Genomic DNA, 24,826 nt, shown 5'->3' on the forward strand with positions numbered 1-24,826 from the left:
ACGGAAGTCCGCGATCATTCCGGCAGGTTCCGCATCCTGGCTGCTCAACGGGCTCAGAGACACGAACCCGGGTCTTCGCCGTCGCCGATGACCGCCACCAGCATGTGGCGGAACGTCCGCACCTGCTCGGCGGCGAAACCGGCCAGGACCTCCGCTTCGACGGCGGCGCAGGCCTCACCGACCTGGGCGCAGAGGGCCGTGCCGGCGGCGGTGATGACGGGGATGCGAATGCGGCGGTCCCGGGGGTGGTGATGACGCTCGACGAGCCCGTTGCGCTCGAGCCGGTCCAGTTGGCTCGTCAGCGTGGTCTTGTCCAGGCCGAGCGCTTTCCCCAGGTCGGCCTGGGTGAGGTTGGCGGTGGTGATGAGGGCCCCGAGAATGATGTATTCGCGCATCTGCAGCCCGAACTTCTCGGCCTGCTCGCTGGTCACGCCGCGCAGGTGCTGCGCGGCCCGGTGCAGCAGCCAGGTGAGGTCGGAGTCGGCCGACGGGCGCAGCTCGGAATCCGCGTTGCCTTCTCGCGCGGCGGACGTCACGGACGTCGGGCTGGTCATGGCTGAACTTTACGTCGCGGTTCGAACGATCAAGGAGTGGCGTCGAGACCCTCCAGGTCGTCGGTCAGGCGGCGGGCCGCCCGCACGATCACCTCGCGCAGATACTGGTGGGCGGGATCGGCGTCGTACATCGGGTGCCACCACATCGCCTCGATCAGCGGCGCCGCGTCGAACGGGGGTGGCAGGGCGCGGATGCCGGCGTTGAGCGGCAGCAGGCCGACCAGCCGGCGCTGCAGCAGTCCGACGCGGTCCGTCCCGGCGACCAGGCTGGGCACGGTCAGGAAGTTCTCGGTCACGACCTGGATCTGCGGTTCGATGCCGAGCATGCGCATCTGCCGTCCGGCCGGGGTGGAGGAGGTCGGGCTGTGATAGGTGACGACCCAGGGCAGCGACTCGAGTTGCGCCATGGTCAGCGTCGCGCCGACCGCGGTGTTGTCCGCCGACACCACGCACACCCAGTCGTCGCTGTAGAGGTCGCGGTGCGACAGGTCGCTGACGAAGCCGTGGGGCATCACCAGCAGGTCGATGCTGGTCAGCACCTCCTCGGCCCGGTCGACCCGCTCGGGGGTGTTGCTGAGGTAGCGCAGCCGGCTGCGCGGCGCCTCCCCGGCGAGGATCTGCGCCACCGTGTCGCCCAGGACCGTCACCATGTAGTCGCTCACCAGCAGCGAGAACTCGCGAGTGGCCGAGGCCGGGTCGAAGTCGGGCTGCACGGAGAAGACCCGCTCGACCCCGGACAGGGCGATGCGCGCACGATCCTTGAGCTGGACGGCCAGGGGAGTGAGCCGGTACTCGTTGCCCACCCGGGTGAGCAGCTGATCGCCGAAGTGCCGGCGCAGCCGGGCCAGCGAGGCCGACAGGGCCGGCTGGCTCAGTCCCATCTGTGCCGCGGCCCGGGTGACACTGCGCTGCTGCAACAAGGCGTCGAGCGCCACGAGCAGGTTGAGGTCGAGGCCGGCGAAGCTCACGACCTCAGGCTAGTGAAGGCCGGAGAACGCGGGGGCGGCGCGTATCCATGGCGTTGATGACCCACATCAGTAATCTCGTCTTCCCCGGACCGTCATCTCTGCCGGACCGTAGGGGCCATGCCAGAACTGGACCGGGCCGACCCGGCCGGCGCGGTCGCCGCCGCCGCCAAGAGGTGCTCGAACTGGGGCCGCTGGGGCGACGACGACGTGCTGGGGACGCTCAACTTCCTCGATGAGGCCAAGCGCCGCGAGGGCGCCGCGCTCGTGCGCCGCGGCGTCAGTTTCTCGCTGGCGCAGTCGTTCGACGCCAACGGACCGCAGAAGGGCTGGCGGCGGCGCACCAACCCGGTGCACACCATGCTCGACACCGGTCTGGACGCCGAGCGCGGGCAGGGCTTCCCGCACGGGCTCGGCGGCGCCGACGACGTCGTGTTTATGCCGCTGCAGGCCTCCACCCAATGGGACGGGCTGGGCCACATCTTCGACCACGGCACCGCCTGGAACGGGCGCCGGGCCGGCGACGTGGTGACCAGCGAGGGCGACCAGGTCACCGGCATCGAGCACGCGGCCGCCCCGATCGCCGGTCGCGGCGTGCTGCTCGACGCGGGCCGCGTGCTCGGCACGGACGGCGAACTGCCCGACGGGTACGCGATCACCACGGCCGATCTGGAGGCGGTGATCGCCGCTCACGGCGCGCCGGTCGGGCGCGGCGACCTGGTCTGCGTGCGCACCGGGCGGCTGTCCCGGGCCCGGCGCGAGGGCTGGGGCGACTACGCCGGCGGTGACTCGCCCGGCCTGTCGTTCACCACCGCGGACTGGCTGCACGACACCGAGATCGCCGGCATCGCCACCGACACCTGGGGCTTCGAGGTCCGGCCGAACGAGTTCGACGTCGCCTTCCAGCCGCTGCACCAGGTCTGCATCCCGCACATCGGCCTGTTCCTCGGCGAGATGTGGGACCTCGACGCCCTGGCCGCCGACTGCGCCGCCGACGGCCGGTACGACTTCTGGCTCACCGCCGCCCCGCTGCCCGTGACCGGGGCGGTCGGCGCCCCGGTCAATCCGATCGCCGTGAAGTGAAAGGGGCCCTCACATGCCTGCCGTGAACACTGTCCTGGTGGTCGGCAGCGGACTCGCCGGGACCGCCACCGCCATCCGGCTCGCCACCGGCGGCGTGGCCGTCGACCTGGTCGAGATCAAGCCCGACATCGCCACCGTCGGCTCCGGGATCACCCTGCAGGGCAACGCTTTGCGGGAGTTGCGGGCCCTCGGCGTCTGGGACCGGGTGCGCGAGCACGGGTACGCCTTCGACGTCACCGGCATCCGCGCGCCCGATCCGCGGGGCACGGTCGTCGCCGAGATCCCCGACGCGCGGACCGGCGGCCCGGACCTGCCCGCCGTGCTCGGCATGCCCCGGCCCGACCTGGCCCGCATCCTCGTCGAGCGGGCCGCCGAGACCGGCGTGAAGGTGCGCTTCGGCACCACCTGCACGACCCTGTCGCCCGATCCGACCGGCGTCGACGTGGCCTTCGCCGACGGTTCGGCCGGCCGCTACGACCTGGTGGTCGGGGCCGACGGCATCCGGTCGTGGACCCGGCGCATGCTCGGCATCCAGCTCGAGACCCGGGCCACCGGCATGGGCATCTGGCGCGCCTTCGGCCCCCGCCCGGCCGCGGTAACCCGCACCGACCTCTACTACGGCGGTCCCAGCTTCATCGCCGGCTACTGCCCGACCGGCGAGGACAGCCTGTACGCGTACGTCGTGGAAGCCGCTCAGGACCGCTCCACCCTCGGCCCGGAGGAGCAGCTGGCCACCATGAAGCAGCTGGCCGCGGCCTATCACGGGCCCTGGGACGAGATCCGGGAGCGCCTCGACGACCCGGGCACCGTCAACTACACCTGGTTCGAGACGCACATGCTGCCCGCGCCGTGGAACCGCGGCCGGGTCGTGCTGATCGGCGACGCCGCCCACTCCTGCCCGCCCACCCTGGCCCAGGGCGGCGCCCAGGCGCTCGAGGACGCCGCGGTGCTCACCGAGCTGCTGGTCGGCCGGGACACCCTCGACCAGGGCCTGTGGGACGACTTCCACGCCCGCCGCGCCGACCGGGCCCGCACCGTGGTCGACGCCTCCAACCAGCTGGGCCAGTGGCTGCTCGACCACGAGCGGGGCGACGTGCCCGGTCTCATGCGCAGCATCGCCACGCTCGTCAGCCGTCCGTCCTGAAGGAAGCTCCCATGCGACTGATCACGCACCTGCGGCACGTCGACCTGGCCGTGCCCGACTACGCCGCCCAGCTCAAGTTCTATCGAGACACCTGGGGACTCAAGCCCGAGCACACCGACTCCGGTCTGACCTTCCTGGCCGCCGAGGGCAGCCCCGAGCAGTACGTGGTCCGGCTGCGCGAGGCCCAGGACAAGCGGATCGACCTGATCGCGTTCGGCGCGGCCACCGCGGCCGACGTCGACGCGCTGGCCGCACGGGTGGCCGCCGACGGCGTGGAACTGGTCACCGAACCGGGCACGCTGCAGACCCCCGGCGGCGGGTACGGCTTCCGGTTCTTCGACAACGAGGGCCGTACGGTGGAAATCTCCTCCGACGTCGAGGTGCGCCGGCATCGCACGATCGAGGAGGGCGAGTCCATCCCCGTACGGCTGTCGCATGTCGTCATCAACTCGGCCGACCCCGAGGGCACCCGCGCCTTCTACGAAAAGCACCTGGCCTTCGCCCTGTCCGACACCCTGATGCACCCGCGGATGGGCGAGATGATGTGGTTCATGCGGGTCAACGCCTGGCACCACAGCATGGCCATCGCCCGCGGACCGCACCCGTCGCTGCACCACGCCAGCTTCGAACTGCGCGGGCTGGACGAATACATGCGCGGCACCGGACGGGTGCTGCGCGCGGGCGTCGAGAAGATCTGGGGCCCGGGCCGGCACCTGGCCGGCAACAACACCTTCAGCTACTTCCTCGACCCCAGCGGGAACACCATGGAATACACCACCGAGCTGGAGCAGATCGACGAGGACAGCTGGCACCCGCACCTCTACGACTTCTCCGATCCCGGGGTCAGCGACCAGTGGGGCACGGCCAACGCGATGAACGAGTTCGTCGCGACGAGGTCGTTCAACGACCCCGACAAGGGTCTGTTCCAGGCCCCGCCGGTCTGATGCGCTTCGCCACCTACGACGCCGGCGCCGGGGCGCGCGCGGCCGTCGTCTCCGAGGCCGGTCTGCATCCGCTGCCGCCGGGCACGTCCGTGCTCGACCTCGTGCGTGCGGGGCTGCCCGCCGCGCTGACCGCCGGGGAGCAGGCACTCCGCGAACCGGCGATCCCCCTGCCGGGCGTACGGCTGCTGGCTCCTTTCGAGCCGCCGACCGTCCGCGACTTCGTCGCCTTCGAGGAACACGTCGAAGGTGTGGTCGCGTCGGTCGGGGACGGCGCGGGTGTCGTGCCGCAGTGGTACGAGGCGCCGACGTTCTACTTCACCAACCCGTACGCCATTGTCGGCCCCTACGACGACGTGCCGGTGCCACCCGGATCGCAGCGCTTCGACTTCGAACTCGAGGTGGCCGCCGTGATCGGCCTCGACGGCGCCTCGCTGTCCCCGGCCGAGGCGGCCGGGCACATCTTCGGCTACACCGTCCTCAACGACTGGTCGGCCCGCGACCTGCAGTCCCGCGAGATGAAGGTGAGCCTCGGCCCGGCCAAGGGCAAGGACTCCGCCACCACGCTGGGCCCGTGGCTGGTCACCGCCGACGAGCTGGCCGGTTACCAGGACGACGACGGTTTCCTGGCCCTGGACATGCGGGTGTCGGTCAACGGCGTCGAAACCGGCCAGGACCTGCTGTCCAACATGGGCTGGCCGTTTCCCGAGCTGTTGTCCTACGCCTCCCGCGGGACCACGGTGCGGGCCGGCGACGTGCTCGGCTCGGGCACCTGCGGCAACGGCGGCTGCCTGGCCGAGTGGTGGGGCCGTCGCGGCCGCCTCGACCCGCCGCCGTTGCAGCCGGGGGACGTCGTCGAGATGAGCGTCGAGGGCATCGGCGCCATCCGCAACCGGGTCGTCGCCGGTATCTCCCTGCCGCCCGTCCGGGCCGCCCGCCCGCGTCCCCGCCTCCGAAAGGTCTGAGCCGTGTTCGAGTACTTCCCGCAGGGCCCGTACACCTACAACCTGGCGGTGGTGGCCACCCTCAACTCGGGCGGGCTCATCGACGAGGTGGACCGCGCGTGCCGGCCGATCCGCGAGGCCGCCGCCCACGGCGAGGACGCGGGCACCCCCGCCTTCCTGCGCGCCTGGACGGCTTTGACCGACCAGCTGGCCGGGCAGGCCGAAGAGGCGGAAAAGGCCGGGCACTCCCGTACGGCCGGGCAGTTGTACTTCCGGGCCAGCAACTACCTTGCCCAGGCCGAACGGATGCTCGCCCACTCCGACCCGCACCGCATTCCGGCCTACAAGCGGCTGCTGGACCTGACCGGCAAGGCCTTCGAGCTGCACAGCCCGGCGGTGCAGCGGGTGGCTATCCCGTACGAGGGAACGACTTTGCCGGCCTATTTCAGCCCGGCCCCGGTGGACGGTCCGGCGCCGGTGGTCGTCCTGGTCAACGGGCTCGACTCGACCAAGGAACACCAGTACACCTCCCGGCACTGGGAGGAGCTGGCCGCCCGGGGCATCTCCTGCCTGATGCTCGACCAGCCCGGCACCGGCGAGGCCCTGCGGCTGCAGGGCCTGACGGCGCGCATCGACGCCGAGGCCTGGGCCGGCGCCGCCGTCGACTGGCTGGAGACCCGCCCCGAGGTCGACGCGGCCCGGATCGGCATCACCGGCTGGTCGCTCGGCGGCTACTACGCGCCGCGCGCCGCCGCGTTCGAGAAGCGGTTCGCGCTCTGCGTCGCCTGGGGCGCCAACCACAACTGGGGCGCGGTGCAGCGGCGCCGGCTCGAGCGCGAGGGGGAGCGGCCGGTTCCGCACTACTGGGAGCACGTGCTGTGGGTCTGGGGCCACACCGACCTGACGGAGTTCATCGAGTTCGCCGACGACGTCCACCTCGACGGCGTCGTCGAGAACATCACCGTGCCGTTCCTCATCGCGCACGGCGCCAACGACCGGCAGATCCCGCTGGCGTACGCGCACCGCTCCTACGACCAGGCCGTCAACTCGCCCAAGCGGCAGCTGCGCGTCTTCACCCCCGAGGAGGGCGCCACCGAGCACATCGGCCTCGACCATCTGCCGTACGTCAGCACCTTCATCGCCGACTGGGTGGCCGACACCTTCGCCGCCGGCCCCCGGCGCTAATCGGAGCCGCGAAGCTCGGCGTAGGCGACGATGTTGTCGATGTAGTGGCCGGTCCGGTTGTCGAAGTCGCCACCACAGGTGATCAGGCGCAGCCCGGCGTGGTCGATCGGTCCGTAGACGGCGTCGGCCGGGAACCGGTCCTTGGCGTAGCGGTCGACGCGGGTGACGGCGAAGACGGCGGTGACGCCGTCCTGCCGGGTCACTTCCACCTGGTCGCCGGGGCGCAGCGTGGAAAGCCGGGCGAACGTGCCGTCGGCCCCGTGGTAGTTGACGTGCCCGGCGAGGACGGCCGGTCCGAGCGAGCCGGGGGTCGGCGCTCCGGTGTACCAGCCGACGGTGTGCGCGTCGGCCGGCACCTGCATGGAGCCGTCCGGGTTCTGGCCCAGGCCGGTCACGGCCTCGTCGACGCGGAGCGCGGGAATCCGTACCCGAGTGGGCGCGGAGGTGGGCAGAAGCTCGCCCCGGGTCAGCACGTCGTGGACCGAGGGCGGCGCCGCGGCCGGACCGGAGGGCGACGCGGCCGGCGGTGCGGTCCGGGGTGGCTCGGCGGCCGGCTGGTCGTGGCGGCCCACGGCGATCGCCGCCGCACCGGCGATCGCCAGAACCGCGGCGGCCACCAGGGCGGATCTGCGGTGCCGGGTCATCGCTGGGCGCGGCTCAGCACATACGAGCGGCGACGGGTGACCACGACCATGGCCAGGGCCGCGAGCAGGGCCAGCCCGCCGGTGCCGTACCAGACAGCGGCCCGGTCGCGGGTGCTGCCGTCACCGGTCGCCACCCCGCCGACCGGCACCGAACCCACGGCCGCGCCCGACACCATGCCGCAGGTGGACGGGTCGGTGGCCTCCTCGGGGATGCCGCTCAGCCCGGCCGACTTGGCCAGGGTCGATTCGCCGAGCCCGCCGAGGTCGTACTTTTCGTTGCCGTTGGCGTCGACGCCGTGCTGGACGATGTGCAGGTCCTTGAGGTGCTCGATGGTGCCCTCGGGCAGGTCGGCCGACGCGATGGTCCGGTCGTACCTCAGGTTGCCCTTCGCGTCGGCGGTGGGCATCCGGTCGACCGCGAGGCCGCTGGCCTTGGACGTGTCGCCCTTGGTGGTCAGCGAGACGAAGATGTCGCCGTAGACCGGCATGCCCTCCTCGGTGCTGACGTAGCCGTTGCCGTTGGCGTCGGCCGACATGTCGGGGCAGTGGAAGTCCATGCCGGTGGCCGAGCCGTGCAGGTGCTGGGCGTGCGGCGAATTCGGCACCAGACCGGTCGAGCGGATGCTGATCTTGAGGTCGCCCTTGTCGGTGGCGGTGAGCGTGGCGTTGCCGCTCGCCCCGGAGTTGTTCAGCTCGAGCAGCTTGACCTGCACACTTTCGTCGGCGAGGGCGGCGGCCGGGGTGGCCAGCAGCAGCCCGGCCACGGCCGGGACAGCGAACAGCATGCGGCGGAATCTCATGGGTCTCCTTCGCGGAGCATGGTCAGCGGGCAGAGGCGAACAAATTCACAAGCTGCTTCTGTACGGGTTGAGCGGGCGCCCAGTCCGCGGCGGCGGTCGTCCAGCGCAGCAGGTAGGACCGGTCGTTCGAGGTGGCGACCAGCACCCGGCGTTCGCGCAGGGTGGTGCCGGAGTCCGGCCGCCAGGTGTACTCCCAGTCGGCGCCGCCGCGTTTGAGCAGCAGGACGCCCATGCTGATCCGCTGGTATCCGGGCAGGCCGCCGTCCTTCTCGCGGGCCCGCCAGTAGGCCAGTGGCTGCTGGGTCCGCACCGGCGACTGGGTCACCTTGAAGGCCCGCCGCCCGGCCGGGTCCCCGAAGCAGACGTCGTTGCCGCTGGTCGACCGCTGCCACCCGGCGGGCAGGGCGAGCGCGAACCCGGCCGGGTCACGCGACCAGATCCAGCCCGCCGGCAGCCCGGCCGGCACGTAGGTGGTCGCGGCGGTGACCGGCCGCCGGTCGGCGTCGAGGCCGCACAGGTCGCCGGACTCCTCGGCCGGCGCCACGCCGGGCCCGGCCGATTCGACGGCGGCCGGTCGGACCGGTCCGGACTGATGCGAGCGGGCGGCGTAGGCCCCGCCCCCGGTGACCAGCAGCGCCAGCGAGAGACCCCCGACCGCGACAGCCCGGCGGCTGCGTTGCCGCGGGGTGACCGTGGCCACGCCCCGGGCGACCGGGGCGAAGGCGGCGCCGTCGGCGGCCGGGCGGATACGGGCGAGTTTTTCCAGCCACGCCGTGGTCTGCTCCGCGTCCGGCCGGCTCTCCGGGTTCTTGTCCAGCAGGGCCAGCAGCAGCGGGGTCAGGGCCCCGGCCCGGCGGGGCGGGTCGGGCGCGTCGTTCAGCAGCGCCTGCAGGGACGCCTCGACGGTGTCCCGGGCGAACGGCGGCCGGCCCTCGACCGCGGTGTAGAGGGTTGCGCCCAGCGACCACAGGTCGGCCGGTGTGCCGGTCTCCTTCGAGCGCAGCCGCTCGGGGGCCACGTAGTTCGGCGAGCCCAGCAGCGGGTCGGGCCCACCGGAGTCCCGGTCGCCGATGATGGCCAGGCCGAAGTCGGTGAGCACGATCCGGCCGTCGGCGGCGAGCAGGACGTTGCCCGGCTTCACGTCGCGGTGCAGGACACCGGCGGCGTGCGCGCTGCGCAGGGCGGAGAGCACCCGGAGGCCCAGCCGGGCGACCTGAAGCGGGGACAGCGGTCCGTCGTCCCGGACCACCTCCTGCAGCGAGCGGGACCGGACGTACTCCATGACCAGCCAGGAGCGGTTCTGCTGCCAGACGACGTCGAAGACGGTGATCACGCCGGGGTGGTCGAGGCGGGCGGCCGCCCGCGCCTCCCGCATGGTCTGGGTGGCCAGCAGGGCGGTCGACGGAACGGTGATCTCCTTGACCGCCACCACGCGCTGAAGCAACTCGTCCTGCGCTCGCCAGACCCGGCCCATCCCACCCGAGCCGACCAGTTCGAGCAGCCGGTACCGGCCGCCTACCAGCTCGTTCATCGCCTGCTCCGATCCCGTCGTCTGCGGGGGATTCGGAGCGGATGATGTTGCGGATGGGTCGCCTGAAATTCAGCCGGCGGGGACCCGCGTTCGCGCCCCGGTGGTCGTGCCCGGCCGCCACCAGTTCCAGCGTCCGAGCAGCGACATCGTCGCCGGCAGAAGCAGGCCCCGGACCACCGTGACGTCCAGCAGGACCGCCACGGCCATCCCGACGCCGATCTCCTTCACCGCGATCAGGTCGCCGAGCACGAAGCCGAGGAAGACGATGCCGATCGCCAGGGCGGCCGTGGTGACCACCGGACCGGCGGCGGTGATCCCGGTCAGGACGGCGCGGTCGTTGGCGGCGGCGTCGGTGGCCGTCCGCCTGTCCCACGCCTCCTTGATCCGGGCCAGCAGGAACACCTCGTAGTCCATGGACAAGCCGAAGGCGAAGACGAACAGCAGTAGCGGGGTGGTCAGGTCGAGCGCACCCCAGGGTTCGAACCCCAGCACGCCCGCGCCCCACCCCCATTGGAAGACCGCGACCAGCACGCCCATGGTCGCCAGCAGCGTCAGCAGGTTCATCGCGATGGCCTTGAGCGGCACGACCACGGAACGGGTGAGGGCGAACAGCAGCGCCCCGGTGGCCACCACGATGATCGCCAAGGCGACCGGCAGGCGCCCGGCCACCGACTGCTTGGCGTCGGTCAGCTCGGCCGCGGGCCCGGCCACCAGCACCGGGGCGGGCCCGGCGAGCGCCCGCAGATCGGCCACCAGCGCCTGAGCCTGCCGGCTGTCCTCGGCGCCGCTGGGCACCACGTCGGCCACGCTCACCCCGGCGGGCAGCTCCGACCGCACGAAGACGTCGGACACCCCCGGCAGCCGTTCCATGGCGTCGAACAGCTCCTGGACGTCGGGCCGGTCCGGAGCGGCCTCGACTACGACAGTCAGCGGCCGTTTGGGCGGATCGGCGAACTTCTTCCGCGCCGCCTCGTACATCTGGCGGGCCTCGCTGCTCTTCGGCAGCACGCGGACGTCGGAGTTGGCGAACTCGACGAAGAACAGCGGAGCGCTCAGCGCCAGCAGGCCGGCCGTCGCGGTCAGCGCCACCGCCGCCGGCCGGCGCTGGGCGAACCCGGCCAGACGGGACAGCAGGCCGGTGCCGCGCTGCCGCCGGTCCGGGATGCGCCGGTGGGCGGTCGCGATCAGCGCGGGCACAAGCGTCAGCCCGGCCGCCGTGGCCAGAACGACGACCAGCGCCCCGCCCATCGCCATCGCGGCCAGCAGCGGATCGCCGAAGGCGAACAGCCCGACCAGGGCCGCGGTGACCGCCGAACCCGACACCAGCACCGCCCGGCCGGCGGTGACCACCGTACGTTCGACCAGCTCGGCCAGGGGCGCGCGCGGATCGGCGGCCCTCTCCTCCTGGAAGCGGGCGATCATCAGAAGGCTGTAGTCGACCGCCAGCCCGATGCCGAGCAGGGTGACCACGTTCACCGCGTACTCGCTGACCGGCAGCAACCGGGCCAGTCCGGTCAGCGTCAGCAGGGTGGCGGTGACCGCCCCCAGGGCGGCCGCCAGCGGCAGCAGGCCGACCACCAGGCCACCGAGCAGCAGAACCAGCAGAAGGCCCACGCAGACCAGGGCGACCGATTCGCCGACGGCGGCATCCCGTACGGCCTGATCGCCGAATTCCTGTTCGGCCAGCAACTCGCCGCCGATGAGGATCTCCGGGGCGTCGATGCGGCGCAGGGCGGCGCTCACCTGGTCGGCCACCCGCAACGCCTCGTCGTCGCTGAGGCCCGGCTTCAACTCCACCGTGATAAGGGAACTGCGGTTGTCGGTGGAGATCCGTCGCGTCCCCGTGGTGTACGAGTCGTCGACCTCGGCCACCCCGGAAATCTCCCGGATCTCGTACGCGATCTTGGTGACGCTGTTGATCAGCGCGATGGCGCCGACATCGCGCCCGGAGATGACCGCGACCACCCGTTCACCCTCGGGCGACAGGGCGTCCAGGCGCTCCTGCGCGACAGTGGACGGAGCACCGGCGGGCCGGGTGGCGACCGGCTGCGTGTGATCGTAGACGGCGCCCCCGAACACCGCCCCGGCCACCGCGACCGCCACCCACACGGCGATGACAACGAACCGCCGGGCATACATCGCCCGGCCGAGCCCAGCCGGCATGACGGCCTCCTGACCGGCGCCGGAGGGGCAGCCGAGGCACATGCAATCATCGCCGCCCGGCGCGGCGCAACCGCAGCCGCCACAAAGGTCCACTCGAGGCCCGCGAGCCCGCGGTCACTGCTCGTGGTCGTAGACGACAGTGCGGACGTCGCGGGCGCACAGCGCTTGAACGATCAGCGGCTCGATACGGTCCCACGTCCCGCCGGCCAGACCGCAGCCGATCCGCGGCATGTGCACTGAGGCATCCAGTCGCAGGGCATGCTCGGCCACGGCGTCCAAGCCGAGGCGCACCGCCTCATACCGAATCGGGGGGCCGGTGCTCGCCGGCTCCCAGCCGCCTTCGACACGGATACCCTGCCGACCCACGATGCCGTGCTGGCCGACGATGTTTGCTACCCAGGTATCGGGCTCTACTTGAACCAGTTGAACGGCACCCAGCCCGAAGTCGTTGTTCGCCCGGGTGCTGTACCACGAGCGAAAGGCATTCTCGGGCTGACGCCAACGACGCGAGATGGCCACGACAAAGCCCTTTCCCCACGCGCCGATGTCATTGGACACATGCGCAATGATCTTATTGTCGGCGCCCTCGGGGCTGGTGGCATCGCCCGAAACGAACGTCAGTGGCATCACGGCGCGATCGTATAGCGCGCCGAAGACCGCCGAGAAAGAATTTCCGGCTGACTGGAAGCACTGATCTGCCGGCTGTGCCATGCGGTTGTCATGGTCGACGCGGGCGTCGGCCTCCGGGAAGAAACTGGCACGGGAGCGGTGGTCACGGCGGGCCGGCCGACGATAATTGTCCAATGGAGACTGTGGTGCACCCCGAGTCCGGATTGACCAAGGCCAGATGGACGGATCAGGACCTCGACGCGATGTCGTGGCACGCCTGTCAGATCCATGCCCTCGCCGTCACCGACGACGAGGGTCCGCCCGACGACCTGACCCCGGACGAATTCCTGGAGCAGGACGACCTCGACGACACCGCGCCGCCGGGACTGGCACTGCACTTCGACCTCGACTACATCGTGCGCCGGGTCGAGCCGTCGGCGCCCGGGCGCGGCTACGAGTTCTGGGTCGCGCCGGCCACGCTGATCTTCGGCAGCGTGATGGGGCTCAGCGGCGATCTGCGTTCCATCGGCCTGCCACTGGAGACGAGAAGCCTGCGCCGGTCAGGGCCGGCGATCCCGCGCCACGAGGCCAGATGGCACCTGGAGGGCCGGGACTTCGACCTGACGTTTCATGCCTGGGACTTCGGGCTCCACATCCGTCAGGCCCCTCGCTGCGGCCGGCGGGTGTTGCGCAGAGCCGACCGCGGAGGGATCAGCTTCGACACACAAACCTTCGCCTGACGGCAAGGCGAAGCATCCGTCCGAGCGTGCGCGAGCGACTCGCCGGCATCAACCTACTGCTGTTCGCCGCGATCGAAGGCGTCGCGTCTACCTGGACCGGTTCCAAGAAGCAGCCAGTTCCGGACGACCGCCGCTGCGCTGGCCTGCCGGCGCCGACGCGGTGGACGCCTTGGAGCAGAAGGCGAAGTCCCTGCTCGAACAGGCCGGAGCCCATCGGGAACGCAGGCAGCGCTGGACGCGTCTCTCGAGGCCTGGGTGCACAACCTCAAGAAGGCGGCCGAACAGCCGGCCGGCCGTGACCCTTCCGGGGACCTGGGCGATTCAGTGTTCGATGTGGCCGAAGAAGAGGCTGGCGGGCGAGTCGAGTTCGGGTGAGGTGAAGAAATCCCGGATGGCGCCGATGAATTCGCCGCGGCTGATTCGGCCGTCGTCGTCGGTGTCCAGTTCCAGGAAGACGTTCAGCGCTTCGAGGTCCGACACACCCCACGCCTCCAGGAACACTTTGTACTCCGGCTTGCTGATGGCGTCGTCCGCGTCGGTGTCCATCACGTCGAAGATCGCCTGGGGGACCACCTCGGCCATGGTGAACCCGCTCCTGTCGGCGCCCGCGGCCTTGTTCGCCGCCACGAATTGCGCTTTCGACAGACGGTCGACGCCGTTCACGTGCCGCAGCAGCTCTGACCAGTACTTCTGATAGGCGGCTCGCAGCGCGTGGGCCCGGCTGTCCTCCGCCACGATGCCGTATCCGTTCAGGTAGCGACTGATCAGGCGCTCATAGTCGCTCCAGTCGACGAGGCCGTCCCGGTCGGTGTCGCTCGCCTCGAACAGATGCCCCAGCTTCACGGCGATCGGATCATCAGTGCCATCGGTCATCTGTTCAGGCCCTCCGGATGCATGGTTTGTTAGCAAAATACCGCAGCTTCGCCCACCCTGTCCGACAGCGCCGAATGCCGCTGCCTCAGCCGGAATCGCGGGTGGACGAAGCTAGTGCCCGGTGTCGACGCCGGCGATGGGCGACGACGGCGAGACTGATCCAGATCAGCGCCGCCGCGGCGCCCTTGCTCGCCCGTTCGATCGCCGGCCGCGCTTCACCGAGTGCGGCGTCGCCGGTCCAGATGATCAGCAGCGGCAGGAAGGGCCAGTACGTCCGTAAGCCCGGCAGGCGGCTCGCCTTGGTGCGGATCGCTGCGTTCAGTGCGCCGACGCCGGCCACCAGGAGCAGAACCGGCAACACGTAGTGCCCGATCCAGGCGAAAGCGCTCATGCTTCCAGACTAGAGATCCGGGCATCTGGGCCTGCCCGGTGTCGATGGGGAAGCCGGCGAAGTCCTACCTCAGCGTGTTGAGGATCAGGCCGGCCAGGATATCGGGGTTGATGGGCTTCTCCAGATAGGGCGCGTCCGGCCGGACGAGTCCGGAGCCCACGGCGATGTAATGCGGGACGCCGCTGACGAAGATGATGCTGATGTGCGGGAACTCGCCGGCGACCCGGTGCGCGAGGCTGCCGGTGAGGTCGCCGGGCAGGGAGAGGTCGGCCAGCAGCACCTGGATGGCGCCGGCCCGCTCCCGGCAGACCCGCAGGGCCTCGTCGGCGTCCGAGGCTGTCAAGGCTTCGAAGCCGCGTGACCCGAGGGTGTGGGACAGCAGTTCCAGCATGTCGGGATCGTCGTCGACAGCCAGGACAACCGGCTTCGCCGATGCCGACATGAGCCCTCCGTTCTCCGCTCTCCCCACCATAGCCGGACATATCGCTCGTCGAGGCGTTTCGGGCGCGTTTGTCAGTCGAGGGCGGGGTCCTGCGGCCTTCCCCAGAGGTAGCCCTGCCCGAAGTTCACGCCGAGCTGCCGGAGCGCGTCCCGTTCGGCGGCCGTCTCGACGCCCTCGGCGAGCAGGGTGGCGCCGATCTCGTCGGCGAAGCCGGCCATCGACCGGGCCAGGGCCCGGCGTACCGGGTCCTCGTGGACGCCGCGGACCAGGGAGATGTCGAGCTTGATGGTGTCGGGCCGCAGTTGCAGGATGTGGTTGAGGCTGGCGAACCCGGCGCCCGCGTCGTCGATCACGAGCTCGATGCCGGCCGCGCGTAACGGCTGCAGGTGGGCGTTGAGCTCCGCGTAGTTGCCGACGGGGGTGTGTTCGGTGAGCTCCACCCCGATCCGGCGGCCGGCGTACGGCAGGAGAAGGTCGCGGGCGGCCGAAGTGCTGACCGCCTCGGGGGAGAGGTTGACTCCCAGCCACATGTCGGCGGGCAGCTGGTCCCGCAGCGACAGGGCGCGTTGCAGGGCGAGCAGTTCCAGGTCGATGCCGAGGCCGCAGACCGCGGCGGCGGCGAACGCCCGGTCGGGGGTGGCGAAGGTCGTCGGCTCGAAGCGGGACAGCGCCTCGAACGCGACCGTGGCGCCGTCGGCCAGCCGGACGATCGGTTGCACCACAGCCCGTACGGCATGAGAGCGGAGGATGTCACGGACGACGGTCTCGGTCTGCTGGGTCTCCCGGCGGGTCTGGGCGGCGGCGCTGCCCAGGTGGTCGCCGACGATGTCGGCCAGCAGGCTCATGTAGCGGGCGGCGTTGACGTCGAGGTCGGGGCCGGCGCTGCGGCTCAGGCAGCACAGCATGCCCGCGACGTTGCCGTCGGCGTCGCGCCACGGCGCCCCGACGTAGGAGCCGATGCCGAGTTCCCGGGTCACCGCGAGCTCCCGGGTGACCTGATGCCGGCGGGCGTCGGTGATCACCGCGGGAAGCGCGCCCGCGACGACCCGGACGCAGAACGACGCGGCCAGTTCGGTTCCCTGGCCGACGGTCACGTTCATGGCCGCGGTCATGCCGGTGGCCGACGTGATCACCTGCTGCTCACCGGTGAACGTCGAGAGCCAGGCGACCTCCATGCCCAGATGGGTGCGGGCGAGATCGAGCCACCGATCGATCTGCGGATCACCCGGGCCGACGCCGCTCTTCACGAGCGGATCGACGGCGTGCGGTGCCGTGGACATCGTCACGATCGCTGCCTTCCGCCGTGACCGGGCCTCCCGCCGGCCATACGAGAGTCAGATCGGCCACCGGCGCCGACTCTTGAGTTGTCTCGCGCGGGCAAGGCGCGGCCCTCCCCGCGCTGTGGCGCGGGGACGGCCTTGTCTGATCAGCGTTGCCGGGTGAGCAGGCCCGGGCGGTACGGCAGCAGGCCGTAGTCGCCGCCGGAGTTGGGGGAGCGGCCCTGGTAGAGCAGTTGCAGGTTGCAGGGGTCGATGGTCATGGTCTGGTCGGCGCTGACTCGGATGAGTTCGCCGTGGCTGATGTCGTTGGTCCAGGTGGCGCCGCTGTTGGCTTTGCCGGCGAAGGGGTTGCTTTCGGTGGCGGCCTGGGGTGTCCAGGTGCCGCCGAGGCTGGTGGCGGTGAAGGAGCGGAAGTAGCGGCCGTTGTTGCCGATGGCTTCGACGATCATGAGGTATTGGTTTTGGCCTTGGACCTTGTAGACCTGCGGTGCTTCGAACAGGTTGTTGGTCGAGTCGCTCATGATGGTGGTGTAGGAGGAGCCGAAGTTGCCGGGGAAGTTGCCGATGGGCATGCTGGCTCGGTAGATCTTGCCGTTGTCGCCGGCGAAGAACAGGTACATGTTGGTGCCGTCACCGATGAGGGTCTGGTCGATGGGTCCGGTGCCGGAGCCGGTGATGCTGCCGGTGAACAGTGTTTGGGCGGCGGACCAGCCGTTGGCGTTGGTCGGGTCGCTGGAGGTGCGGTAGGAGAACGCGGTCGGTCCCCATTGGTAGGCCAGCACCCAGATGCTCTTGGGCGCGAAGTAGAACAGTGAGGGCGCCACGGTTGCCGAGTTCATGGTGTTCTGGCTGGCCGAGGCGAGATCCGACCAGTTGGTGATGAGGCTGAAGTTCATCGAGCCCCACGCCGTGCCGGTGTTGTGGGTGGTGGCGTAGACGAGTTGCCGGCCGTTGTAGGGCGCGGTGGTGAAGTCCTTGAGCGACACCCAGCCCGACTTGGGGTTGGCCAGCGATCCGGTCGAGCTCCACCGGTACGACGACGGAAGCGTGCACCCGCCGGGCGTGGAGGTCCCCACCCGGGCAAGCTGCCATTGCTGGTTGGTGCCGCCCCAGTCGTCGTACTGCACCACGTTGGCGCCGTCCGTGGTGGCGGCGCCCTGCACCTCGACGGCCTTGCTGCTGTGACGCGCGATCAGGCGGACGTAGCCGTCGGCCGAGTCGGCCAGGCGGAACTGCTGGTTGGTGCCGTTGGCGTCGCTCCACTGGGTGACGGCCGCGCCGTTGGCGGTGGAGGCGCCGGAGACGTCGAGGACCTTGCCGGAGTGGCGCGATTTGACGCGGTAGTAGCCGCCGCCGGAGTCGACGAACTGCCACTGCTGCTGGGCCTGGTCGTTGCGGGTCCACTGGGTGATGCGGGCGCCGTCGGTGGTGGCCAGGTTGTAGACGTCCAGGGCCTTGCCGCTGGCCCGGTTGACCAGGACGTACGACGCGCTGGTGTCGACCGTTGCCGCCGAAGCGGCCGGGGCGGTGACGACGGAGATGGCACCGGTAGCGGTCACGGTGGCCGCGACGACCAGCGCCGAGATCAATCGGCGTCGGGGCATGAGGTTCTCCTTGCTGAAGGGGACGGGGCGATGTGATCGTTCACAACTAGGGGCGCGGCCTTCCTCGGGGAAGAAAGGGTGTCGCCGATGTTGCCAGAACGTTTCGCCGTCCTCAAGGCATAGGCCGGCGCGGATCCCGGGACCATCTAGGCCCGTTCCACGTAACAGTTTTCCGGTCAGCATCGAGTGCGGCCGGTCTGTGAACGTTCACCGACGCGCCTCAGGGCTGGAGTTTGCGCAGCACGGCCGGGATGCGGCGGACGATCTCCCGGTCGGCCTCGTCGAGGTCGTGGATCGCGTGGGCTATCCCCGCGGCCCGGGCCTGGCGGGCGCTCGCCAGCGCGTCACGGCCGGACGGGGTCAGGGTCAGCGCAACCTGACGGCGGTCCGCTTCGCTCCGGCCCGGAGTGACCAGTCCCCGGTCGGTCAGCAGGCCGACGGTGCGAGCCATCGACTGGTGCTTGACCTGCTCGAGGCGGGCCAGGCCGGCGATCGACAGCGGCCCCGAGCGGTCGAGGTGGCCGAGCACCGCGGCCTGCCCGGGCGGCATCTCGTCGTGGGCGCGGGCGCGGCGCACGAAGGCGCCGATCGCCACGCGGAGCTCTTCGGCCAGATCCAGATCACTCACGCCGGCAAACATACAGCATTGCTGTACTCTTCCGGGAAGCACAGCAATGCTGCACATCTGCCCCGAGGAGCATCGAATGAGTTACGACCCGTACGCGCTGGCCTTTCCGGCACCTGCTTTCACCGTCACCAGCACGGACTTCACCGACGGCGGGGCACTGCCCGACTCCGCCTACCAGCCGCTGAACGAGTCGCCCGAACTCTCCTGGGGTCCGCTGCCGGAGGGAACGCGCAGCCTGGTGGTGACCGCCTTCGACGCCGACGCCCCGATCCCCGGCGGTCTGTGGCACTGGGCGGTCAAGGACATCCCGGCCACGCTGAGCGGGATTCCGCACGGCGGCGGCGCCGGCACCGCGCTGGTCAACGACCTCGGCCAGACCGGCTACACCGGGGCCAACCCGCCGGCCGGCACCGGCCTCCACCGGATGTTCCTCTGCGTCACCGCGCTCGCCGTCGCATCACTGGAGGTGCCCGAGGGCGCCGGCCGGGCGCTGCTGAACATCTCGCTGATCCCGCACACTCTGGGCCGGGCGATCATCGTGGGGACCAGCGAGCCCCGCTGATCCTTACCCGGCGTCCTTCGCCGTGCCGCCTGCCAGCTGGTCTCGTGCAGCCCCTTGGCCTCGGCGATCGTGGCCAGCCGGTCGTACGCCAGGGCCCCGGGCGTGCCGGCGTCGCTGCCGACGTCGCCGATCACTCCGGTCTGCACAGCGAGGAAGTAGGCCACGAACAGCGCCCCGGCCAGATTGCCCACGAGCACCAGCGAGAAGTTCCGGGCCACGTCACCCCAGCCGAGCCGCCCGCGCATGGCGCTGATCGGAACCAGCAGCATGTTGCCGGTCAGCAGGTGCGACCCGGCGATCAGCACCAGCACCAGTCCCAGCGTGAAGGCGGCCCGGTGAACAACGTCGGCGAGCTGGCCCACCGCGCCGGATCGAGCCCGGCGGAGACGGTGATCGCCACCAGCCCGCCGAAGGCGATGTAGGCGCCGGCCAGAAAGGACCCGACCAGCACCTTGTCCCATCGCAGGTGGGCCTTCTTCTCCCCGGCCGCCACGGCCGTACGGGCTATCTCGGGTGGTTCCTTGGTGGACATCGCGATCCCCGGACGGGAGGGAACTCCGGACGTCCGGCATACCCCCCGATGCCGCGTCTAGTCATCGAGCGGCCGAGGCGATCGTGACCGCGGGGAGAGTCTCGGCCGGGCGGCCGAAGTGGTAGCCCTGCGCGAGCCGGTAGCCCAGCCGGTACAGCTCCGCGGCCTGCTCGGCGGTCTCCACGCCCTCGGCCACCGCGGACATTCCGAGACCGTCGGCGATGTCGATCAGGGCGGTGGGGATGACCGCCCGCCGTCCGGACGTGATGTCGTCGATGAAGGACTTGTCCACCTTGAGCACGGTGGCCGGCACCGTACGCAGAAGCGTCAGCGAGGAGTGCCCGGTGCCGAAGTCGTCCAGGGCGATGCCGACGCCCATGCGGCGCAGGGCCTCGAGCGTCGCCGCGGCGGGAGCGGCGTCGAAGACCGCGGTCTCGGTCACCTCGATCGTCAGGCGTGCGGCGGGCAGGCCGGTCTCGGCGAGGGCGTCGGCCACCTCGCCGACCAGCTCCGGACGCACCAGCTGCCGGGCCGAGACGTTGACGCTGACCCGCTGCGGAGCGTCCGGCCCGAGGTCGGCGTGCCATTGCGCCGCCTGCCGGCAGGCCTCCCGCAGCACCCAGGCCCCGATCTCGACGATCATGCCGTTGCGTTCCGCGACCGGGATGAAGGCGACCGGCGGGATCACTCCCCGGTCGGGGTGGTGCCAGCGGATCAGCGCCTCGACGGCGACCAGCCGGCCGTGCGGCAGGGCGACGATGGGCTGGTAGACCAGGCGCAGTTGCCCGGTGTCCAGGGCGGTGCGCAGCTCGGCTCCGATCCGCGCTTCCTCGGAGGCCAGGCGGTCCAGGTCGTCGTCGTGCCAGCGATAGGGTTCGCCGCTCGTCTTGGCCGCGTACATCGCCACGTCGGCGCGGCGCAGGGCCTCGAACGGCTCGCCGGTGTCGCGCCCACGGGCCAGGCCGAGACCGGCGCTGACGAGCAGTTCGTGCTCGCCCAGCCGGATGGGCTGCTGCAGTGCCCGCAGAATGCGGCCGACGACGGCCAGCGCCGCTTCGTCGCTGTGGCCGGGCAGCACGACGGCGAATTCGTCGCCGCCCATCCGGAACGCGGTGGCGGTGTCGCCGACCGCGCCGGCCAGGCGGTGAGCGGTCTCGACGAGCAGCCGGTCTCCCGCCTGGTGGCCCAGGTTGTCGTTGACGTGCTTGAAGTCGTTGAGGTCGAGCAGCGCGATCGAGGGGTGGGGCTGCGACGCCCAGGCCGTCCGCAGGTGCGCCTCCAGCTGCCGGCGGTTGCCCAGCCCGGTCAGCTCGTCCTGCATGGCCAGCCGCTCGAGCTGGCCGGCCTGCCGCTGGACCTGGGTGACGAAGCCGGACATGCGCAGGGCGACGAGCAGGAAGAGCACGACCGCGCCGCCGGCCAGGGCGATCCAGTCGCTGTGTTGTTCCGTCATGCCCGGCAGGAAGAGCATGCCGGGCGCGAGCAGCGAGCTGGCGGTGAGCACGGCGAGACGGCCGCGGCCCACCTGAGGCCGCCGGGAGGCGTGCCGGGCGCCCGGGGAGGCCATCGACGGATGTAATGCCGCGACGCCCCACAGCACGTACGACATCAGCCAGAGCGCGTCGATCGGGCTGCCCGCCTCGTAGGTTCCGTTCTGCGCCATGAACGTGTAGGTCACGTCGGCCACCAGCAGCAGCAGACCGGCCAGGCCGAGCAGCCGGCCGGTGAAGCCGCGCGAACCGGCCGCGGTGAACAGCCGGGCCAGGATGGCCAGCAGCAGCACGTCCGCCACCGGGTACGACGTGGCGATGACCTGCTCGAACGCCGAAGCTGCCTCGCCGGCCGCGATGGGGTGCAGGATGAACACCCAGAACACCAGCCCCAGACCGGTCGCGATGATCGCGGCGTCGATCAGCCCGGCCAGGTCGCGGCCGCCCCGGTCGCGGACCAGCAGCATCAGGCCGACGGCCAGCAGGGGATAGGTGCCCAGATAGAAGACGTCGGCCGGGGACGGGAAGGGCTCCTGGTGCAGCCCGTACTCGTAGATTTCCCAGACGACGTCGCCGATGACCGAGGCGAACTGGCCGGCCGCGAACCAGTACCACAGCGCCGGTCGGGCCGGTCGGTGCAGCCGGACACCGGCGAGCATGCACACGGCGAAGACGATGCCGATCAGGTTGTAGACCAGACTCTGCGTGAGGCTGCCCGACGGCATCAGGTAATAGCCGGTGATGATCAGGACGCCCACGCCGAGCATGAGCATCCAGAGGGAGGAGGCCACCGGGGCCTTGCCGTGCCCTCGGCTCATCGACGCGCGTCCCCCTGATGTCACTTGCCTCAGATCGACATGACGCTAGTGGAGTTGAGGATTGTCCGCCTCCGCCACACGGACATGCCCCGAGGGAGATCGCAGCCGGCCGCCCGCCCGGGGCGGTCAGGACAGGCGCCCCGTGACCGCGAAGTTGTCGAAGGCCGCCGCGGCGTTGTAGACGCGTACCCCCGAGGCGCCCGCGGTGTGCGTGCCGTCGGTGACCGTGATCCGGGGGTTGGCCATGTCGTCGACGAACACCTTCAGCGTCGTGCCCACCGCCTCGACCCGCAGGTGGTAGCGGGTGCCCGGGGTGACGGTCAGCGGCGCGGCGCCGAGCCGGGTCCAGTTGTTGTTCGCCTTGCCCAGGATGACCTGGCCGGCCGGGGTGATGCCGGCGTAGTAGCCGCGGTAGCTGTCGGTGCCGGTGGCGGGGGAGGTGGCCCGGAAGACCAGTCCGGCGTCGCCCGCGCCGGAGGTGATCGTGACGTCCGCGTCCAGGACCGCGTTCGCGTGGTTGTCGGTCAGCAGGGCCTTGCCCCCGTACGAGTGCTGGGCCCGGTATTGCCCCCCGGTGGCGCTCCACCCGCCGCCGAAGGTGCGCCAGCCGATCGCGTTGTTGTCGTCGAAGTTGTCCTTGACGAGCATCTCGACCCGCTGGATGGTGCCGTCGGGCCGGAAGTTCATCCGGTCGTAGGCCAGGTAGCGCGCGTTGCCGTCGGTCTCGTTGAGCGGCCGGCGGTGATAGAAGATGTACGACGTGCCGGTGCCCGGGATGGTCAGGACCGAGTTGTGGCCGGCGCCGCGGGCGACCGTGGCGTCCTGCGCGAGGATCTTGTCGAGGCGCTGGAACGGGCCCGTGGGCGAGTCGGCGATGGCGTACGCGACGGAGTAGTCGGGCCCGGTCCAGCCGCCCTCGGACCACATCAGGTAGTACTTGCCGTTGCGCTTGAGCATCTGCGGGCCCTCGACGTACCCGGCCGGGGTGATCTCCTTGTAGACGCTCCCGTCGGGGAAGGCGCCCAGGCTGGTCATGTCGCTGTTCAGCCGGGCGACGTTGGCGTGGCCGTGCCCGCCGTAGTAGATGTAGGCCTGACCGTCGTCGTCGATGAAGACGTCCTGGTCGATCGGCTGCGCGCCGTTCACGAACTGCCCGATCAGCGGCCGGCCGAGAGCGTCGGCATAGGGTCCCTCGGGCCGGTCCGCGACCGCGACGCCGATGCCGCCGGTCTCGTTGTTGCCCTGAATGTCGTTGGCCGCGAAGTAGAGGTAGTACTTGCCGTTCCGCTGGATCGGCGCCGGCGCCCAGACCGCGTATCGGGCCCAGGAGACGTTCGCGGTGGTCAGCACGTTCGGATGCTTGGTCCAGGTGACCAGGTCGGCGGACGAGAAGGCATCCAGGTAGGTCTGCTCGGCGTAGCTGCGCGAGGCGGTGGGGAACACCCAGTACCGGTTGTTGTAGATGGCCACGTCGGGGTCGGCGTACCGGCCCTCGACGAAGGGGTTACCCGCTTCCGCGGTCGAGTAGGCGGGCGGCGGCGCCACGACGGCGGGCGCGACAAGCAGGGCTACCAAGACTGCGGCGACTGTGTGCACGGGTCCCCCATCGATGCATGCCGATGAATGGGAAGGATTGTTCACATGGTCCGAGGCGCCGGTCAAGCACTTTGGTGAGAAGGGGTCGAACTTTTGTCTCAGAGGTCAAAAGTTGGCCCCTTGGCCGGGCCCGGCTGCAGAAACTCCACGCGGGTGGCGACCAGCAGCGGGTCCTTCAGCTCGTGAAACCGCCGGACGTGCTCGGCTTCCTCGTGCGCTTCAAAGGCAGCCCGATTCCGGTACACCTCGTAGAAGACGCGAGCCAGGGGTTCACCGTCGACGACCGAGGTCGCGTAGAGCAGCGTGCCCGGTTCCCGCTCGGTGATCTGCTGAACGGCCGCGGCCGTCAGCTCGTCGAAGCGCGCGGCCGCGGCCTCGTCCCGGCAATCGAATCGAACCACCAAGGCGAACATCGCCAACGGGCACTCCCTCGTACGTCAGATCAGGATTTCGGCGAGGGCCCGGAACGCCTCGGCCGGGAAGGCGGTGGCGTCCCCGCCGTTCAGGACCTGGATCGCCACCTCGTCGGCGCCGGCCCGGTAGTGCTTCTCGATGCCGGCGGCGACCTGTTCGGCCGTGCCCCAGGGGATGACGGCGTCGACCAGCCGGTCGCTGCCGCCACCGGCCAGATCCTCGTCGGTGAAGCCGAATCGCCGCAGGTTGTTGGTGTAGTTCGGCAGCGTCAGATAACCGGCGGTGTACTGCCGGGCGGTGGCCCGGGCCAGGGTGGCGTCGGGCTCGAGCACGACCGCGACCTCGGTGGCGAGCAGCCGGTCGGGTCCGATGGCGGCCCGGGCCTCGGCGGTGTGCTCGGCGGTGGTGAAATACGGGTGGGCGCCGGCCGAACGGTCCCGGGCGAGCTCGAGCATCCGGGGGCCGAGGGCGGCCAGGATCCGCCGGTCGGCCGCGAGCCCGGCGGCGTCGAGGGCGTCGAGGTATTCGACCATCTTCGAGTAGGGCTTGCGGTAGCCGGCGCCGTCGCCGTCGACCAGGACGGCGTGGCTGGCGCCGAGACCGAGCAGGAACCGGCCGGGGTGGGCCTGTTCCGCGTCCAGGGCGACCTTGGCCACCTCGTCCGGCGACGTGTGCCAGATGCTCGCGATGCCCGAGGCGACGCCGATGCGCTCGGTGCCGTCCAGAAGCTCCCGGTAGCGAGGTGGGAACTGTTCGTCGAAGCCGGCCGAGAACCAGATCCGGGAGTAGCCGAGGGTCTCGAGCTCGATGGCGGCGTCGATCGCGGCCCGGGGGCTCTCGGCGCCGAGGAAGAACGGTTGCCACACGCTGACGAGTCGTTGAGCCATAGCCAA

25 protein-coding genes and 1 pseudogene are annotated in these 24,826 nt (G+C 70.8%); 7 read left to right on the forward strand and 19 right to left on the reverse strand.

Annotated features, from left to right (window positions below):
• Nucleotides 1–53: 53 nt before the first annotated feature.
• On the reverse strand, nt 54–554 hold the full coding sequence (locus ACZ3I4_RS25055; protein ID WP_465384440.1) for a MarR family winged helix-turn-helix transcriptional regulator: 501 nt from the start codon (nt 552–554) through the stop codon (nt 54–56).
• A gap of 29 nt (nt 555–583) precedes the next feature.
• Nucleotides 584–1,522, reverse strand: a complete 939-nt coding sequence (locus tag ACZ3I4_RS25060) for a LysR family transcriptional regulator (RefSeq protein ID WP_465384441.1) — start codon at nt 1,520–1,522, stop codon at nt 584–586.
• Between the two features lie 117 nt (nt 1,523–1,639).
• Here ACZ3I4_RS25060 and ACZ3I4_RS25065 point away from each other — a divergent pair, with 117 nt between their 5' ends.
• The 5 genes from ACZ3I4_RS25065 to ACZ3I4_RS25085 are packed head-to-tail and all read left to right on the forward strand — an operon-like array spanning nt 1,640 to nt 6,816.
• Nucleotides 1,640–2,602, forward strand: a complete 963-nt coding sequence (locus ACZ3I4_RS25065) for a cyclase family protein (protein ID WP_465384442.1) — start codon at nt 1,640–1,642, stop codon at nt 2,600–2,602.
• 13 nt (nt 2,603–2,615) lie between these two features.
• Entirely contained in the window at nt 2,616–3,746 is a 1,131-nt protein-coding gene (locus tag ACZ3I4_RS25070) for an FAD-dependent oxidoreductase (protein WP_465384443.1), read from the forward strand.
• Nucleotides 3,747–3,757: 11 nt separating this feature from the next.
• Nucleotides 3,758–4,690 carry a VOC family protein gene (locus ACZ3I4_RS25075; RefSeq protein WP_465384444.1) on the forward strand — a complete coding sequence of 311 codons (933 nt, stop codon included), beginning with the start codon at nt 3,758–3,760 and terminating at the stop codon, nt 4,688–4,690.
• The gene (locus ACZ3I4_RS25080; protein ID WP_465384445.1) at nt 4,690–5,652 is read left to right on the forward strand and encodes a fumarylacetoacetate hydrolase family protein; all 963 of its coding nucleotides are present in this window, start codon (nt 4,690–4,692) and stop codon (nt 5,650–5,652) included. Before ACZ3I4_RS25075 ends, ACZ3I4_RS25080 begins: the two co-directional genes overlap by 1 nt.
• A gap of 3 nt (nt 5,653–5,655) precedes the next feature.
• Nucleotides 5,656–6,816 carry an alpha/beta hydrolase family protein gene (locus tag ACZ3I4_RS25085; protein WP_465384446.1) on the forward strand — a complete coding sequence of 387 codons (1,161 nt, stop codon included), beginning with the start codon at nt 5,656–5,658 and terminating at the stop codon, nt 6,814–6,816.
• Here ACZ3I4_RS25085 and ACZ3I4_RS25090 read toward each other — a convergent pair.
• The 5 genes from ACZ3I4_RS25090 to ACZ3I4_RS25110 all read right to left on the reverse strand — a co-directional run bounded on the left by ACZ3I4_RS25090 (nt 6,813) and on the right by ACZ3I4_RS25110 (nt 12,758).
• Nucleotides 6,813–7,433 (reverse strand): class F sortase, encoded by a 621-nt coding sequence (locus tag ACZ3I4_RS25090; RefSeq protein WP_465384447.1) that lies wholly within the window; start codon nt 7,431–7,433, stop codon nt 6,813–6,815. The two genes, ACZ3I4_RS25085 and ACZ3I4_RS25090, sit on opposite strands and share 4 nt — an antisense overlap.
• A 23-nt stretch (nt 7,434–7,456) precedes the next feature.
• Nucleotides 7,457–8,260 carry a hypothetical protein gene (locus ACZ3I4_RS25095; RefSeq protein ID WP_465384448.1) on the reverse strand — a complete coding sequence of 268 codons (804 nt, stop codon included), beginning with the start codon at nt 8,258–8,260 and terminating at the stop codon, nt 7,457–7,459.
• A gap of 22 nt (nt 8,261–8,282) precedes the next feature.
• A complete protein-coding gene (locus ACZ3I4_RS25100; RefSeq protein WP_465384449.1) occupies nt 8,283–9,791 on the reverse strand; it encodes a serine/threonine-protein kinase in 1,509 nt (502 codons plus the stop codon).
• 69 nt (nt 9,792–9,860) lie between these two features.
• Entirely contained in the window at nt 9,861–11,954 is a 2,094-nt protein-coding gene (locus ACZ3I4_RS25105) for an MMPL family transporter (RefSeq protein WP_465384450.1), read from the reverse strand.
• Nucleotides 11,955–12,068: 114 nt separating this feature from the next.
• A complete protein-coding gene (locus ACZ3I4_RS25110) occupies nt 12,069–12,758 on the reverse strand; it encodes a macro domain-containing protein (protein WP_465384451.1) in 690 nt (229 codons plus the stop codon).
• Between ACZ3I4_RS25110 and ACZ3I4_RS25115 the strand changes: the two genes are divergently transcribed.
• A complete protein-coding gene (locus tag ACZ3I4_RS25115; RefSeq protein WP_465384452.1) occupies nt 12,758–13,303 on the forward strand; it encodes a hypothetical protein in 546 nt (181 codons plus the stop codon). The two genes, ACZ3I4_RS25110 and ACZ3I4_RS25115, sit on opposite strands and share 1 nt — an antisense overlap.
• Nucleotides 13,304–13,624: 321 nt before the next feature.
• Here ACZ3I4_RS25115 and ACZ3I4_RS25120 read toward each other — a convergent pair whose 3' ends face one another.
• The 6 genes from ACZ3I4_RS25120 to ACZ3I4_RS25145 all read right to left on the reverse strand — a co-directional run bounded on the left by ACZ3I4_RS25120 (nt 13,625) and on the right by ACZ3I4_RS25145 (nt 18,521).
• Entirely contained in the window at nt 13,625–14,212 is a 588-nt protein-coding gene (locus ACZ3I4_RS25120) for an EF-hand domain-containing protein (protein WP_465384453.1), read from the reverse strand.
• A gap of 49 nt (nt 14,213–14,261) precedes the next feature.
• The gene (locus tag ACZ3I4_RS25125) at nt 14,262–14,567 is read right to left on the reverse strand and encodes a hypothetical protein (protein WP_465384454.1); all 306 of its coding nucleotides are present in this window, start codon (nt 14,565–14,567) and stop codon (nt 14,262–14,264) included.
• Nucleotides 14,568–14,631: 64 nt separating this feature from the next.
• On the reverse strand, nt 14,632–15,009 hold the full coding sequence (locus ACZ3I4_RS25130) for a response regulator (RefSeq protein WP_465384455.1): 378 nt from the start codon (nt 15,007–15,009) through the stop codon (nt 14,632–14,634).
• A gap of 71 nt (nt 15,010–15,080) precedes the next feature.
• The gene (locus ACZ3I4_RS25135; RefSeq protein WP_465384738.1) at nt 15,081–16,289 is read right to left on the reverse strand and encodes a sensor domain-containing phosphodiesterase; all 1,209 of its coding nucleotides are present in this window, start codon (nt 16,287–16,289) and stop codon (nt 15,081–15,083) included.
• A gap of 146 nt (nt 16,290–16,435) precedes the next feature.
• The gene (locus ACZ3I4_RS25140) at nt 16,436–17,893 is read right to left on the reverse strand and encodes a non-reducing end alpha-L-arabinofuranosidase family hydrolase (protein WP_465384456.1); all 1,458 of its coding nucleotides are present in this window, start codon (nt 17,891–17,893) and stop codon (nt 16,436–16,438) included.
• 220 nt (nt 17,894–18,113) lie between these two features.
• Complete coding sequence (locus ACZ3I4_RS25145; RefSeq protein WP_465384457.1) at nt 18,114–18,521, reverse strand: MarR family winged helix-turn-helix transcriptional regulator; 408 nt, start codon at nt 18,519–18,521, stop codon at nt 18,114–18,116.
• A 76-nt stretch (nt 18,522–18,597) separates the two neighbouring features.
• On the opposite strand from ACZ3I4_RS25145, the gene ACZ3I4_RS25150 reads away from it, so the two are divergent.
• Nucleotides 18,598–19,083, forward strand: a complete 486-nt coding sequence (locus ACZ3I4_RS25150; RefSeq protein ID WP_465384458.1) for a YbhB/YbcL family Raf kinase inhibitor-like protein — start codon at nt 18,598–18,600, stop codon at nt 19,081–19,083.
• A gap of 89 nt (nt 19,084–19,172) precedes the next feature.
• Here the strand turns inward: ACZ3I4_RS25150 and ACZ3I4_RS25155 are convergent.
• The 6 genes and pseudogenes from ACZ3I4_RS25155 to ACZ3I4_RS25180 all read right to left on the reverse strand — a co-directional run.
• A pseudogene (locus tag ACZ3I4_RS25155) lies at nt 19,173–19,445 on the reverse strand (formate/nitrite transporter family protein); the annotation flags it as partial.
• Nucleotides 19,382–19,615, reverse strand: a complete 234-nt coding sequence (locus ACZ3I4_RS25160; protein WP_465384459.1) for a formate/nitrite transporter family protein — start codon at nt 19,613–19,615, stop codon at nt 19,382–19,384. The pseudogene ACZ3I4_RS25155 and the gene ACZ3I4_RS25160, both read right to left, overlap by 64 nt.
• A 61-nt stretch (nt 19,616–19,676) precedes the next feature.
• Nucleotides 19,677–21,923 carry a putative bifunctional diguanylate cyclase/phosphodiesterase gene (locus ACZ3I4_RS25165; protein ID WP_465384460.1) on the reverse strand — a complete coding sequence of 749 codons (2,247 nt, stop codon included), beginning with the start codon at nt 21,921–21,923 and terminating at the stop codon, nt 19,677–19,679.
• A 126-nt stretch (nt 21,924–22,049) separates the two neighbouring features.
• Nucleotides 22,050–23,519 (reverse strand): family 43 glycosylhydrolase, encoded by a 1,470-nt coding sequence (locus tag ACZ3I4_RS25170; protein ID WP_465384461.1) that lies wholly within the window; start codon nt 23,517–23,519, stop codon nt 22,050–22,052.
• A 98-nt stretch (nt 23,520–23,617) separates the two neighbouring features.
• Nucleotides 23,618–23,932: a putative quinol monooxygenase gene (locus tag ACZ3I4_RS25175; protein ID WP_465384739.1), complete on the reverse strand. Its 315-nt coding sequence runs from the start codon at nt 23,930–23,932 to the stop codon at nt 23,618–23,620.
• Nucleotides 23,933–23,956: 24 nt separating this feature from the next.
• A complete protein-coding gene (locus ACZ3I4_RS25180; RefSeq protein WP_465384462.1) occupies nt 23,957–24,820 on the reverse strand; it encodes a TIGR03620 family F420-dependent LLM class oxidoreductase in 864 nt (287 codons plus the stop codon).
• Nucleotides 24,821–24,826 lie beyond the last annotated feature (6 nt).

The organism is Actinoplanes sp. NPDC021490 (genome assembly GCF_055562135.1).

Excerpts from the sequence above, each read along its gene's own strand:
- ACZ3I4_RS25055 (WP_465384440.1), bottom strand. The coding sequence starts at position 554 with ATGACCAGCCCGACGTCCGTGACGTCCGCCGCGCGAGAAGGCAACGCG.
- ACZ3I4_RS25065 (WP_465384442.1), top strand. The coding sequence starts at position 1,640 with ATGCCAGAACTGGACCGGGCCGACCCGGCCGGCGCGGTCGCCGCCGCC.
- ACZ3I4_RS25070 (WP_465384443.1), top strand. The coding sequence starts at position 2,616 with ATGCCTGCCGTGAACACTGTCCTGGTGGTCGGCAGCGGACTCGCCGGG.
- ACZ3I4_RS25075 (WP_465384444.1), top strand. The coding sequence starts at position 3,758 with ATGCGACTGATCACGCACCTGCGGCACGTCGACCTGGCCGTGCCCGAC.
- ACZ3I4_RS25080 (WP_465384445.1), top strand. The coding sequence starts at position 4,690 with ATGCGCTTCGCCACCTACGACGCCGGCGCCGGGGCGCGCGCGGCCGTC.
- ACZ3I4_RS25095 (WP_465384448.1), bottom strand. The coding sequence starts at position 8,260 with ATGAGATTCCGCCGCATGCTGTTCGCTGTCCCGGCCGTGGCCGGGCTG.
- ACZ3I4_RS25100 (WP_465384449.1), bottom strand. The coding sequence starts at position 9,791 with ATGAACGAGCTGGTAGGCGGCCGGTACCGGCTGCTCGAACTGGTCGGC.
- ACZ3I4_RS25105 (WP_465384450.1), bottom strand. The coding sequence starts at position 11,954 with ATGCCGGCTGGGCTCGGCCGGGCGATGTATGCCCGGCGGTTCGTTGTC.
- ACZ3I4_RS25115 (WP_465384452.1), top strand. The coding sequence starts at position 12,758 with ATGGAGACTGTGGTGCACCCCGAGTCCGGATTGACCAAGGCCAGATGG.
- ACZ3I4_RS25125 (WP_465384454.1), bottom strand. The coding sequence starts at position 14,567 with ATGAGCGCTTTCGCCTGGATCGGGCACTACGTGTTGCCGGTTCTGCTC.
- ACZ3I4_RS25130 (WP_465384455.1), bottom strand. The coding sequence starts at position 15,009 with ATGTCGGCATCGGCGAAGCCGGTTGTCCTGGCTGTCGACGACGATCCC.
- ACZ3I4_RS25135 (WP_465384738.1), bottom strand. The coding sequence starts at position 16,289 with ATGTCCACGGCACCGCACGCCGTCGATCCGCTCGTGAAGAGCGGCGTC.
- ACZ3I4_RS25140 (WP_465384456.1), bottom strand. The coding sequence starts at position 17,893 with ATGCCCCGACGCCGATTGATCTCGGCGCTGGTCGTCGCGGCCACCGTG.
- ACZ3I4_RS25150 (WP_465384458.1), top strand. The coding sequence starts at position 18,598 with ATGAGTTACGACCCGTACGCGCTGGCCTTTCCGGCACCTGCTTTCACC.
- ACZ3I4_RS25160 (WP_465384459.1), bottom strand. The coding sequence starts at position 19,615 with ATGTCCACCAAGGAACCACCCGAGATAGCCCGTACGGCCGTGGCGGCC.
- ACZ3I4_RS25165 (WP_465384460.1), bottom strand. The coding sequence starts at position 21,923 with ATGAGCCGAGGGCACGGCAAGGCCCCGGTGGCCTCCTCCCTCTGGATG.
- ACZ3I4_RS25175 (WP_465384739.1), bottom strand. The coding sequence starts at position 23,932 with ATGTTCGCCTTGGTGGTTCGATTCGATTGCCGGGACGAGGCCGCGGCC.
- ACZ3I4_RS25180 (WP_465384462.1), bottom strand. The coding sequence starts at position 24,820 with ATGGCTCAACGACTCGTCAGCGTGTGGCAACCGTTCTTCCTCGGCGCC.